Genomic DNA, 12,285 nt, shown 5'->3' with positions numbered 1-12,285 from the left:
GCGTCGGTCCGGTGTGGTCACCGGGCTGTCGTATGGTCGGAAGCTCACGGAGGGGAGAGCAGGCGTGGGGACGCTGTCGACACTGCGCGCGGAGGCGCGCGACGAGTTGCAGGCCGAGATCGAGCAACGCTGCCGCGACGGCGAGGACCCGTGGCAGTTCATCCCCGACATGCCCACCGTCGACGAGCGGGTGGTGCGCATCCTCCGCGAGGACACCATCGCTGCGCTCGACCTGGGCGAGCAACGGGCGAAGGCGTACCACCCGGCCGCCGACCCCGCCCGCGCCGAGAGGTTCGAATTCGGCGTCCTGCGGCTGATCGCACTCGAGCACCCCGACCTCACGACCACGGTGTGGAACATGCTGGGCCGCCTCGACCGCGACCGCGGCGCCGCCTGAGGCGAAGCTCCGACCCGAGCCGCATTTCCCAGAATCGCTGTGTCAGCATGCAGTCGTGACATCGACTGACGCCGCCGCAACCACTGAAGAACGAAGCGCCGACCGCACCGACGAGCGCATCCGTCGCGTGGCCGACGAGATGTTCGGTTGGTCGGAGCTGCGACCCGGTCTCGCCGAGGCGATCGCCGGTTCCGTCGCCGGGCGCGACGTGCTCGCCATCATGCCGACGGGATACGGCAAGTCGGCCGTCTACAAGGTCGCCGGCGCGCTGCTGCCCGGCCCGACCGTCGTCGTATCGCCGCTCATCGCCCTGCAGGCCGATCAGGTCGCCGGCATCGCCGCACGCGACGGGGCGCCGCACGCCGTCGCCATCAACTCGGCCCAGAGCGACACGAAGAACGAGGAGGCGTGGGCGCAGCTCGGCGGCGGCAGCGCCGAGTACCTGTTCCTTTCCCCCGAACAGCTCGCCCGTGACGAGGTGATCGAACGTCTGCGCGGCGCCGGCGTCTCCCTCTTCGTCGTCGACGAGGCGCACTGCGTGTCCTCGTGGGGTCACGACTTCCGGCCCGACTACCTGCGCCTCCGCGACGCCGCGGAGGCGCTCGGGCGTCCACCGATCCTCGCGATGACGGCGACCGGGTCCGGACCCGTCCGCGAGGAGATCATCGACCGTCTCGGGCTGCGCGACGAGCTGCTGCTCTCGCGCGGCTACGACCGGCCGAACATCCGGCTCGAGGTCGAGCGGCACACCGAGGAGCACGACAAGCGGGCCACGATCCTCGACGAGATCGACGCCCTGCCGAAGCCCGGCCTGCTCTACGTGGCCACCCGACGCGACACCGAGGAGTACGCGGAACTCCTGGAGAGCCGCGGGTTGCGCACCGCCGCCTATCACGGCGGCCTTCCGGCGAAGCGCCGCCGTGAACTGCACGAAGGCTTCCGGGACGACGAGTTCGACGTCGTCGTCGCCACGAGCGCCTTCGGGATGGGCATCGACAAGCCGAACATCCGCTTCGTCGTGCACGAGGCCGTGCCCGAATCGATCGACGCCTACTACCAGGAGGTGGGCAGGGCGGGCAGAGACGGCGAGTCCGCCATCGCCCGGCTGCACTACCGGCCGGAGGACCTCTCGCTGCGCCGGTTCTTCGCGAGCGGATCTCCGAATCGGAGCCGGCTGGAACGGATCGCCGCCGCGCTCGCGTCCGCGTCGCATCCGGTGGGTCTCGGCGAACTCGCCGACGCCACGAAGTCCAGTACACGCCAACTCGGGTCGAGCATCGGCCTGCTCGTCGACTCGCTCGCCGTGACGAGGCACGGGGAGCGGCTCGCCCTCGCCACCGGGACGAGCGTCGAGGACGCGGTCGCGGCCGCGTTCGGGGTGGCCGAGCAGCACGAACGCATCGACGAGTCCCGCATCGCGATGATGCGCTCCTACTCCGAGACCCTCGAGTGCCGCAGGATCTTCCTGCTCGGCTACTTCGGCGAGGCGCGCAGCGAGCCGTGCGGCGACTGCGACACCTGCACCTCGGGCACCGCGTACGAGGAGCACCGTCCGGCGGCCGACGCCGACGTGCCCTTCCCCCTCGACGCCGCGGTGCGGCACCGCGAGTGGGGCGACGGCACGGTGACGAAGGTCGAAGACGACCGGGTGACCGTGTTCTTCGAGAGCGAAGGCTACCGGGTGCTCTCGCTCGAACTGATCGAGGAGAACGACCTCCTCGAGCTCGCCTCCTGACAGCGCCGCGTCCGATCGTTCTCGCCGACTCTCCGGTCGACTCCGCCTGGGAGTCGGCAGGACGCTCCCCGAGCTTCCAGGGACGAGCTCGTAGCGTGGGTGGACACCTTCCACGAGCAGGAACGAGAGGAATCGCGATGAGCGACAGCATCCCCGACGGCGGAGCCTACGACGACGAGCGCATCGATGCGGAGTCGAAGCAGACGGTGACGAACGACGCGGTGGCCGGCGAGACGGTTCTCCCGGGCGCGGGCGACGGCAACAACGGCCCGACCGGCGGTTCCCCCGCGGAGGGCGAGCCGGTACTCGACGAGAACGAGCTCGCCGGCGAGGAGATCGTCGGGCTCGACGACTCCGGGTCGAACGGCCCCGTCGAGCAGAGCTGATGGCCCGCGAAGGCCAGCTCCCTCCTCCCGACCACGTGGACAAGCCGGTTGCGGCCGGAGACCCGGACGCGGTCGGCGAGCGACTCACGGGGAAGCGGGGTCCGAAGGACCCGGACGGACTGCTGACCGTCGACGGAGCCGGCGAGACCGGCCCCGACCTCGAGGCGACCTCCGAACGGTGACAGCGGACCGCTCGGGCTGAGCGGTCGCGCAGCCACTTCCCAGTGTCGGCGGCGTTTGACACCGTCGAACACATGTTCGAAACTGGGATGTGGCTGCCGTGACCGCTTCGTCCCTCGCCGCACCCTCCGGTGCGGACGCGATGGAGCGCATCCGCGAGCTGCAGTCGCGCATCAAGGAGATGCAGGCGACCACCCTGCAGACCAAGGGGCTCGCGACATCGCCCATGTTCGCAGGGCTCCTCCCCGACGGCATGATGCGGGCGGGAGCGGCCTACTCGATCGGCGGGTCGCTCACCCTCGCCATGAGCATGCTCGCGGCACCCTCGGCGGCGGGTGCCTGGTGCGGAGTCGTCGGGGTGCCCGAGTTCGGCGCCCAGGCCGCCATCGCTCGCGGCATCGACCTCTCCCGCCTCGTGCTCGTGCCCGACCCCGGCGATCACTGGCTGACCGTCGCCTCGGCGCTCGCCGACGTGCTCACCGTGGTCGTCGTCCGCCCGCCCCGACGCGTCTCCGACGCCGACGCCGGACGCCTCGCCGCGAGGTTGCGCAAACGCGACGCCGCGCTCATCTCGCTCGGCGAGTGGCCGGGCAGTGAGGCCCGGCTCACGGTGACCGCCAACGAGTGGAGCGGACTCGGCGACGGGCACGGCATGATCACCGGACGGCGCATGCAGGTCGAAGCCGAGTTCCGCGGACGCCCGTCGCGACGCAAATGGGTGCGCATCGATCCCGTCCCCGCCGATGCTCCCCGATACCGCTCCGACCCGGGCGCCGACATCCCCCTTCCCCTCTCCACGGCGACCGGACCGCTCGACGAGGAGCCGGCGTCGTTCCCGAGGGCGATCTGATGACGCTCGCCGAGACGACCCGCACGATGCTGCTGTGGTGCCCCGACTGGCCGGCGTTCGCCGCCGCACGGGCGGCCGGCATCCCCCTCGACACCCCTCTCGCGCTCATCGACAAGGGCGAGGTGCACGCCTGCTCGTCGAGCGCCCGAGCCGAAGGGGTGAAACGCGGTCTCCGACTGCGCGAAGCCCAGTCGCGGTGTTCGAGCCTCGAGGTGCTGCCCTTCGACCCCGAACTCGACGCCCGCAGCTTCGACCCGATCGTCGAGGCGATCGAGGAGCGGATGCCGGGCGTCCAGCTGGTGCGCCCCGGCATCGCGGCGGTGAAGGCGAGCGGACCCGCCCGCTACTACGGCAGCGAGGAGCTCGCGGCCGAGTCGCTGCTCGAGCACCTCGACGACCTCGGCGTCGTCGGCGGGCGAATCGGCATCGCCGACGGTCCGTTCGCCGCCGAGCAGGCCGCGCGCCGCGGCTCGGGGCGGGTCTCGGTGGTCGAGGCAGACGGCTCCCCCGCGTTCCTCGCGCCGATGCCCGTCTCTTTGCTCGGCATGCCGCAGCTCGCCATGCTGCTGCGCCGCCTCGGCCTGCCGACCCTCGGCGCGTTCGCCTCTCTTCCCGAGACCGAGGTGCGCGACCGTTTCGGCGCAGAAGGAGCGGCGGCGCACCGTCTCGCGGCGGGGCTCGACGGCCGTCGGGTGATCCCCCGCATCCCGCCCGACGAGCTCGATGTCGAGGTGCACTTCGAGCCGCCCCTCGACCGGGTCGACCAGGTGACCTTCGGGTTCCGTTCCGCCGCCGACCGGTTCATCGAGCGCCTCTCCGGCCACCGGCTGGTCTGCACCGCCCTGCGCGTCGAGGTGACGAGCGAGACCGGCGAACTGTCGGCCCGCACCTGGCTGCATCCGCGCTCGTTCCAGGCCTCCGAGGTCGTCGACCGGGTGCGCTGGCAGCTGCAGGGCATCGGCAGCATCGACAGCGGGCTCCGCTCCGCCGTGAACCGGGTCCGGGTGGTGCCGCACAGCGTCGACGAGACCGCCCACCACGAGCCGGGACTGTGGGGCGGCGGTCCCGACGCCGCACTGCACCACGGGCTCTCCCGCGTGCAGAGCATGCTCGGGCACACCGCGGTGGCGACCTTCGCCATCGGCGGCGGACGCCTGCTCGCCGACCGGCAGGTGCTCGTGCCGTGGGGCGACCGCGAGCAGACCGAGCGGCCCGCCGACCGGCCATGGCCCGGCGCCATCAGCGGCCTGCCTCCCGCGACGGTGTTCCCGAAGCGTCTGCCCTGCACGGTCCTCACCCCCGACGGATCGGCCATCGCCGTCGACGCCCGCGGTGTACTGAGCGGACCCCCGTCGCGCTTCGCCGCCCCCGGCAGCGGCCGCCCCCAGGCCGTGCGCTCCTGGGCGGGCCCCTGGCCGCTCGACGAGCGCTGGTGGGACGCCGACGCCGCCCGCATGCTGAACCGCTTCCAGATCATCACCGCCGACGGCGATGCCTGGCTCGTGCTGCTCGAAGGCGGCGACTGCTTCGTGGAAGCCCGATACGACTGACGAACCGCCCCGCCGAACCGACACACACGCGCGCGGGGTGATGCCATCCCCGGCGGAGCCTGCGACCATTTCCCCGTGAGCGAGCAGCAGACCGCGCCCGAACGGCACGAGCGCACCTTCTTCGGGCAGCCGTGGTCGCTGTCGACCATCTTCGGAGTCGAGCTGTGGGAGCGGTTCTCCTTCTACGGCATGCAGGGCATCCTGCTCATCTACCTGTACTTCTCCGTCGCCGACGGCGGTCTCGGCGTCCCCCGCGACGCGGCCACGAGCATCGTCGGCGCCTACGGCGGGGCCGTCTATCTCGCGACGGTGCTCGGCGCATGGCTCGCCGACCGTGTCGTCGGCGCGGAGCGGATGCTGTTCGCCAGCGCGGTGACGGTGATGCTCGGGCACATCGCGCTCGCCCTGCTTCCCGGCGGTCTCGGCGTGGTCGTCGGGCTGATCCTCATCGCGCTCGGCAGCGGCGGGGTGAAGGCGACGGCGACCTCGATCGTCGGCACCCTGTACGAGCCCGGCGACATCCGCCGGGAGGCCGGCTTCTCGCTCTACTACCTCGGCATCAACCTCGGCGCGTTCGTCGGACCGCTGCTCACCGGGCTGCTGCAGAGCACGGTCGGCTTCCACTTCGGTTTCGGTCTCGCCGCCGTCGGGATGGCGGTAGGGCTCACCCAGTACGCGATCGGGCGCCGCCGGCTGCCCGCGGCGGCCGCCGAGATCCCGAACCCGCTCCCTCGGGCACGGCGCCTTCCGTTCGCGCTGATCGCGGTCGCGGGGATCGCGATCATCGTCGTCCTCGTCGCCTCCCGGCTCGTCACCGAGGAGAACCTCTCGACGGTGGTCGCCGCGCTCATCGCCGCCGCCTCGGTCGCCTACTTCATCACCCTGCTCTCGAGCAGGCGCATCAGCACGACCGAACGCAGCAGGGTGGTCTCCTTCATCCCGTTGTTCGTCGCGAGCACCGCGTTCTGGTCGCTCTACCAGCAGCAGTTCACGGTGCTGACCATCTACTCCGACGACCGACTCGACCGTTCACTGTTCGGCTGGGAGATGCCGATCTCGTGGGTGCAGTCGATCAACCCGGTGTTCATCATCCTGCTCTCCGGCGTCTTCGCCGCACTCTGGACGAGGCTCGGCACGCGGCAGCCGACGACGCCGGTGAAGTTCGCGCTCGGCACCATCGTGATGGGTGCGGCATTCCTGCTCTTCCTGCCGTTCGTCGGCACGGGCCCGCACGGCACGCCGCTGCTCGCGATCGTCGGCATCCTGTTCGTCTTCACCGTCGCCGAACTGCTGCTCTCGCCCGTCGGACTGTCGGCGTCGACGAAGCTCGCACCCGAGCTGTTCCGCACCCAGATGGTGGCGCTGAACTTCCTCTCGGTCGGCCTCGGCACGGCGATCGCCGGAACCCTCGCCGGCTTCTACGACGAGACGAACGAGGCCCCGTACTTCGGAATCTCGGGCGCGATCGCCATCATCCTGGGCGTCGCCCTCTGGCTGGGTTCGCGGGCGGTGCTGCGCCTGATGCGCGGAGTCCGCTGAGCCGACTCGCCCACTTCGCCCCGTCTCCGGCGTCGCGGACGGGGTGAAGTGGGCGAGTCAGCGCTGGTCAGCGGACGGCCGCGACTCGATTGACCCGATCGAACATATGTTCGATGATTGGTCGGTGCCGTACAGCAATCCGCCGATCCCCTGGTCGGAGTTCGAGAAGCGCCTCACCGAGGCGACACGGCCGACCTCGCGCCCGCATGACGCCGACGGAGGCGACAGCCCCGCCTGGTCGGTGAAACGGGCACCCTACCGGCCTGCCCCGCCCAAGGCACCCCCGATCGACGGCCCCGTCGTCCCCTACGCCGAGCTGCACGCGCACTCGAACTTCAGCTTCCTCGACGGCGCGTCGTCGCCCGAGCAGCTCCTCGAGGAGGCGATGCGACTGCGTCTCGACGGGCTCGCGCTCACTGATCACAACGGCTTCTACGGCGTCGCCCGTTTCGCCGAAGCGGCCGAGCAGCACGCCTCCTCCCGGAACGGGGCGGAGGCGCACAGCGTCAAGACGATCTTCGGCGCCGAGCTCACCCTCGGCCTCACCAAGCCCCAGAACGGCGTCCCCGACCCCGAGGGGTCGCATCTCGTCGTCCTCGCCCGAGGGCAGGCCGGCTACCACGCGCTCGCGGGGGCGATCACCGCCGCGCAGCTCGACCCCCGAGCCGAGAAGGGCAGCCCGCGCTTCGACCTCGCCGACCTCGCCGACCGCGCCGGCGGCGGCTGGATGGTGCTCACCGGATGCCGCAAGGGCCTCGTCCGCACCGCGCTCGGCGACCCGGCCGCGCCCGACCTCGACGCGGCGGCCCGCGAACTCGACCGCCTCGTCGCCCTCTTCGGCCCGGGCAACGTCGTCATCGAGCTGACCGACCACGGCTCCCCCGCCGACAGCCTCGTGAACGACGCCCTCGCCGAACTCGCCCGCCGCCGGAGCATGCCGATCGTCGCGACCGGCGCCGTGCACTACGCGACCCCCGACCGGCACCGGCTCGCCGCCGCGCTCGCCGCGGTGCGGGCGCGACGCAGCCTCGACGAGCTCGACGGCTGGCTGCCCGCGAGCGGCGGCGCCCACCTGCGCTCCGGCGCCGAGATGGCCGCCCGGTTCGCCCGCTACCCCGGCGCGGTCGAGAACACGGTCGATCTCGCCGCCGACCTCGCGTTCTCGCTGCGCACCGCGAGGCCGGGACTGCCGAAGCAGAAGGTGCCCGACGGTCACACGCCGATGACCTGGCTGCGGAAACTGGTGAACGACGCCGTGCCGGTGAAGTATCCGAACGCGCCGCAGAGCCACCTCGACCGCATCGCGAGCGAGCTCGACGTGATCGAGGCGAAGGACTTCCCCGGCTACTTCCTGATCGTTTACGACATCGTCCGATTCGCGAAGAGCAGGGGCATCCTCTGCCAGGGGCGCGGGTCGGCCGCCAACTCGGCGGTCTGCTATCTGCTCGGCATCACGGCGGTCGACTCGATCTTCTACGGGCTGCCGTTCGAGCGGTTCCTCTCGAGCCTGCGCGAGGAGGAGCCCGACATCGACGTCGACTTCGACTCCGACCGGCGCGAGGAGGTCATCCAGTACGTCTACGAGAAGTACGGAAGGCACAACGCGGCGCAGGTCGCGAACGTCGTCAGCTACCGGCCGAAGAACGCGGTGCGCGACATGGCGAAGGCACTCGGCCATTCGACGGGGCAGCAGGACGCGTGGTCGCGGCAGGTCGAACGGTGGGGCGGTGACGTGCAGTCCGAGGATCACGACATCCCGGGCCCCGTCGTCGACCTCGCCCAGCAGGTGCTGAAGTTCCCCCGGCACCTCGGCATCCACTCCGGCGGAATGGTGATGACCGACCGTCCCGTCGGCGAGGTGGTGCCCATCGAGCACGCCCGCATGGAGAAGCGCACGGTGCTGCAGTGGGACAAGGACGACTGCGCCTACATGGGGCTCGTGAAGTTCGACCTGCTGGGGCTCGGGATGCTCGCGGCGATGCAGTACGCGTTCGATCTCGCCGACCTGCACTTCGGTGAGCGGTTCGACCTCGAGACGATGCCGAAGGAGGAGCAGGGCGTCTACGACCAGCTGTGCCGTGCCGACTCGGTGGGGGTGTTCCAGGTCGAGAGTCGGGCGCAGATCGCGACGCTCCCCCGCCTCCAGCCGCGGGTGTTCTACGACCTCGTGGTCGAGGTCGCGCTGATCCGCCCCGGGCCGATCCAAGGCAAGGCGGTGCACCCGTTCGTGCGGCGTCGGGTCGGCGAGGAGCAGGTGAGCTATCTGCATCCGAAGCTGATCCCGGTACTCGAACGCACGCTCGGGGTGCCGATCTTCCAGGAGCAGCTGATGCAGATCGCCATGGCGGTCGGCGACTGCAACGGCGAGGACGCCGACCTGCTGCGCCGCGCGATGGGGTCGAAGCGCGGGCTCGAGAAGATCGACAGTCTGCGCGAGAAGCTCTACGCCGGGATGCGCGGCAACGACATCGACGACGACACCGCCCATGTGATCTACCGGCAGATCGAGGCGTTCGCCGACTTTGGCTTCGCCGAGAGCCACGCCATCAGCTTCGCCCTCATCGTCTACGCGAGCGCCTGGATGCGCCTGCACTACCCGGGCGTCTTCCTCGCCGCCCTGCTGCGCGCGCAGCCGATGGGCTTCTACTCGCCGCAGTCGCTGACCGCCGACGCCCGCCGCCACGGCGTCGAGACCCGCCGCCCCGACATCCTGCTCTCGGGCGTCTGGGCCGACCTCGAACCCCTCACCGCCCCCTCCGCTGACCAAATCAAGGAATTCTGGGCCTCGACGGGCTCCGATCGGCATGAACGTGGGACGAAGGGGCGAAATCTCCTTGATTTGGTCAGGATGCAGGGGGTGGGGGCAAGCGGCGAGGACACCTGTCTGCTGCGCGAACAGCCGCCGGTGACGCCCCGGTTCGACAAGACGGCGCCCGCCGACGACGCCCGGCACCGCCGCGACGCGAACTACGCGGTGCGCCTCGGACTCGTCGAAGTCGCAGGGCTCGACGTGAAGACCGCGCAGCGCATCGTCGCCGAGCGCGAGAGCGGCGGCGACTTCACCAGCCAGACCGACCTCGCCCGCCGGGTAGGGCTCACGTCCGCCCAGCTCGAGACCCTCGCCGCGGCGGGGGCGTTCGACTCGCTCGGAATGACCCAGCGGGAGGCGCTGTGGGGTGCGGGCGCCGCGGCGCGGGAGCGCCCCGACTACCTCGTCGGCACCGCGGTCGCGGTGCAGCCGCCCCTGCTGCCGATGCTGAGCGACGCCGAACAGATCGCCTCCGACCTGTGGGCGACGGGTATCTCGCCGGGCGAGCATCCCGTGTCGTTCGTCCGCGACGCGCTCGGCGCGCGCGGCGTGCTCTCGGCGACGCAGCTGCGCACCGCCGAGACGGGACGCCGCATCGAAGTGGGCGGCGTCGTCATCCACCGGCAGCGGCCGGCGACCGCGTCGGGGGTGACCTTCATCAATCTCGAGGACGAGACGGGCATGGTGAACGTCATCTGCGGCGTCGGCGTCTGGCAGCGCTACCGCCGCGTCGCCCGCGAGGCTCCCGCGCTGATCATCCGCGGGGTGCTCGAGCGCACACCCGAGGGGGTCATCAACGTGATCGCCGACCGGTTCGAACCGCTCACCCTCGGCATCCGTCACGTGTCCCGCGACTTCCGCTGAGCGGATCCTCAACGGACGCGCCTCAGAATGATCTGGTGCTCGACCGCCCTGCGACCTCGTTCTCCGTCACCGCCGTCGATTACTCCGATGCTCGGGCCCGTGGACTGCGCCGGCTGATGGATGTCGACAGTCAGCACCGCTACAACCCGAACAGTTCGCGGGTCGAGCCCGCGGAGCTCACCGCGAAGCGATCCCGCGCACTGTCGGTCGACACCGCGCAGGTCGTGGCGACGCTGCTCGCGCTCGGCGCAGACGGCGAGCCCATCGGCCACGCGATCCTCCGGCGTCTTCGCGACGACTGGGAGCTGAAGCGGCTCTTCGTGCATCCCCACGGCCGCGGACTCGGCGTCGCGAAGGCGCTGCTCGCCGAGGCCGAGCGGCGCGCCGCGGCGGACGGAGCCCCGCGCCTCATCCTGCAGACCGGCGACAAGCAGCCCGAGGCGATCGAGTTGTACCGCCGCAGCGGATACACCCCGATCCCCGTCTACGAGCCGTACATCGAGACGATGCCCGACTCGCTCTGCTTCGAGAAGCCGCTCCGGACGCCGTAGACGTTCGATCCGAGCGAGCGCGGGGCGCCTACCGGATGCGGAACCCCATCGATCCCGCCGGGTCGGCCTCGGTGACGGTCACGTCGTCGACGGAGGCGCTCGGCGGCCCATCCCCGAGCCAGCGCAGCATCGCCTCGACGGCGTCGTCGGCGCCCTCGACGAACGCCTCGACGCGGCCGTCGGGCAGGTTGCGCACCCACCCGGCGACGCCGATCCGCTCCGCCGCGTCGACGGCCGCGTAGCGGAAGCCGACGCCCTGCACGCGACCGACCACGATCACCCGCCTCGCGATGCTCATCCCAGGGTCGTTCCGAACAGCAGGCCGAGCACGTAGGTCACGGCGGCCGCGCCGAGCCCGATGAGCAGCTGCCGCAGAGCCCGGGTGCCGAGCGAGGTGCCGGAGAGCAGCCCCACGATCGTGCCGGTGCCGAGCAGTGCGATGCCCACGAGGCCCGACGCCAACGCCACCGCCGGCCACCCCGTCATGCCGAACAGGTACGGCAGCACGGGCACGATCGCGCCGGAGGCGAAGAAGATGAAGCTCGAGATCGCGGCGCTCCACCCGCTGCCGACGGCTTCGTGCTCGTCGACCTCGCCCGACGGTGCGCCCGGCACCTTCTCGTGCCCGGCGAGCACCGCGGTGGCCTTCGCACGGGCGAGCACCTCGTCCATGCCCCGCGCACGGTAGATGAGGGCGAGCTCGTTCTCATCTACGTCGAGGTCGGAGACGGCGCTGTTGACCTCCGCGCTCGGCGCGGTGCCCGAGAGCAGTTCGCGCTGCGACCGCACCGACACGTACTCCCCGGCACCCATGGACAGCGCCCCGGCGAGGAGGCCCGCGATGCCGGTGAACAGCACCGTCTGCGGGGACACCCCGGTGGCACCGATGCCGAGCACGAGCGCGAGGTTGCTGACCAGGCCGTCGTTCGCACCGAACACCGCGGCGCGGAAGGTGCCCGAGATCCGCTCCCGCCCACGGGAGGCGAGAGCGCGGACGACCTCCTCGTGGATCCGCTCGTCGGCCGCCATCTGCTCGGTGGCGTCGCGGTCGTCGGCGTACGGCGTGCGCGATTCGGCACGCTGCGCGAGCGCCAGCACGAACACCGAACCGAACCGGCGGGCGAAGAAGCCGAGCACCCGAGTGCGCAGGCCGATCGGCGGATCGGCGCGCAGCCGGTCGCCGAGCAGGTCGCGCCAGTGCTGTTCGTGACGTCCTTCCGCGTCGGCGAGGGCGAGCAGGATGGCGCGCTCCTCGCCCGAGCGCCGCGAGGCGAGGTCGCGATAGACCAGCGCCTCCGCTCGTTCGTCGGCGAGGTAGCGACGCCACCGTCGCACGTCCGCCGCGGAGGGTCCCCTGCTGTCCACCGTCGCTGTCACCGCTCGATTCTCGCAAACTTCGACCGACCGGCACCTCGTTCAGCAGA

At 71.2% G+C, this 12,285-nt stretch carries 11 protein-coding genes; 9 read left to right on the top strand and 2 right to left on the bottom strand.

Annotated features, from left to right (window positions below; genetic code table 11):
• The first annotated feature begins 64 nt into the window (after positions 1-64).
• The 9 genes from NGH83_RS06150 to NGH83_RS06110 all read left to right on the top strand — a co-directional run bounded on the left by NGH83_RS06150 (position 65) and on the right by NGH83_RS06110 (position 10,861).
• On the top strand, positions 65-397 hold the full coding sequence (locus NGH83_RS06150) for a hypothetical protein (protein WP_251858181.1): 333 nt from the start codon (positions 65-67) through the stop codon (positions 395-397).
• 55 nt (positions 398-452) lie between these two features.
• Complete coding sequence (locus NGH83_RS06145) at positions 453-2,132, top strand: RecQ family ATP-dependent DNA helicase (protein ID WP_251858180.1); 1,680 nt, start codon at positions 453-455, stop codon at positions 2,130-2,132.
• 137 nt (positions 2,133-2,269) lie between these two features.
• Positions 2,270-2,518, top strand: a complete 249-nt coding sequence (locus NGH83_RS06140; RefSeq protein WP_251858179.1) for a hypothetical protein — start codon at positions 2,270-2,272, stop codon at positions 2,516-2,518.
• The gene (locus NGH83_RS06135) at positions 2,518-2,700 is read left to right on the top strand and encodes a hypothetical protein (RefSeq protein WP_251858178.1); all 183 of its coding nucleotides are present in this window, start codon (positions 2,518-2,520) and stop codon (positions 2,698-2,700) included. The genes NGH83_RS06140 and NGH83_RS06135 overlap by 1 nt, the downstream gene beginning before the upstream one ends.
• A gap of 98 nt (positions 2,701-2,798) precedes the next feature.
• On the top strand, positions 2,799-3,548 hold the full coding sequence (locus NGH83_RS06130; RefSeq protein ID WP_251858177.1) for a hypothetical protein: 750 nt from the start codon (positions 2,799-2,801) through the stop codon (positions 3,546-3,548).
• Positions 3,548-5,098, top strand: coding sequence for a DNA polymerase Y family protein (locus NGH83_RS06125; protein ID WP_251858176.1), 1,551 nt, complete (start codon positions 3,548-3,550; stop codon positions 5,096-5,098). The genes NGH83_RS06130 and NGH83_RS06125 overlap by 1 nt, the downstream gene beginning before the upstream one ends.
• A 75-nt stretch (positions 5,099-5,173) precedes the next feature.
• On the top strand, positions 5,174-6,637 hold the full coding sequence (locus NGH83_RS06120; RefSeq protein ID WP_251858175.1) for a peptide MFS transporter: 1,464 nt from the start codon (positions 5,174-5,176) through the stop codon (positions 6,635-6,637).
• A gap of 124 nt (positions 6,638-6,761) precedes the next feature.
• The gene (locus NGH83_RS06115) at positions 6,762-10,310 is read left to right on the top strand and encodes an error-prone DNA polymerase (protein WP_251858174.1); all 3,549 of its coding nucleotides are present in this window, start codon (positions 6,762-6,764) and stop codon (positions 10,308-10,310) included.
• A gap of 35 nt (positions 10,311-10,345) precedes the next feature.
• Complete coding sequence (locus NGH83_RS06110; RefSeq protein ID WP_251858173.1) at positions 10,346-10,861, top strand: GNAT family N-acetyltransferase; 516 nt, start codon at positions 10,346-10,348, stop codon at positions 10,859-10,861.
• Between the two features lie 28 nt (positions 10,862-10,889).
• On the opposite strand, the gene NGH83_RS06105 is transcribed toward NGH83_RS06110, so the two are convergent.
• Together NGH83_RS06105 and NGH83_RS06100 are read right to left on the bottom strand one after the other, a co-directional pair.
• Positions 10,890-11,159, bottom strand: coding sequence for an acylphosphatase (locus NGH83_RS06105; RefSeq protein ID WP_251858172.1), 270 nt, complete (start codon positions 11,157-11,159; stop codon positions 10,890-10,892).
• The gene (locus tag NGH83_RS06100) at positions 11,156-12,238 is read right to left on the bottom strand and encodes a VIT1/CCC1 transporter family protein (RefSeq protein WP_251858171.1); all 1,083 of its coding nucleotides are present in this window, start codon (positions 12,236-12,238) and stop codon (positions 11,156-11,158) included. Before NGH83_RS06100 ends, NGH83_RS06105 begins: the two co-directional genes overlap by 4 nt.
• Between the last annotated feature and the right edge of the window lie 47 nt (positions 12,239-12,285).

The sequence above is a fragment of the Herbiconiux sp. L3-i23 genome (assembly GCF_023734115.1).
Taxonomy (GTDB): domain Bacteria; phylum Actinomycetota; class Actinomycetes; order Actinomycetales; family Microbacteriaceae; genus Naasia.
This window is presented reverse-complemented; position numbering and strand designations above follow the sequence as displayed.

Coding starts and splice junctions, on each gene's coding strand:
- NGH83_RS06140 (WP_251858179.1), top strand. CDS start 2,270: ATGAGCGACAGCATCCCCGACGGCGGAGCCTACGACGACGAGCGCATC.
- NGH83_RS06135 (WP_251858178.1), top strand. CDS start 2,518: ATGGCCCGCGAAGGCCAGCTCCCTCCTCCCGACCACGTGGACAAGCCG.
- NGH83_RS06125 (WP_251858176.1), top strand. CDS start 3,548: ATGACGCTCGCCGAGACGACCCGCACGATGCTGCTGTGGTGCCCCGAC.
- NGH83_RS06105 (WP_251858172.1), bottom strand. CDS start 11,159: ATGAGCATCGCGAGGCGGGTGATCGTGGTCGGTCGCGTGCAGGGCGTC.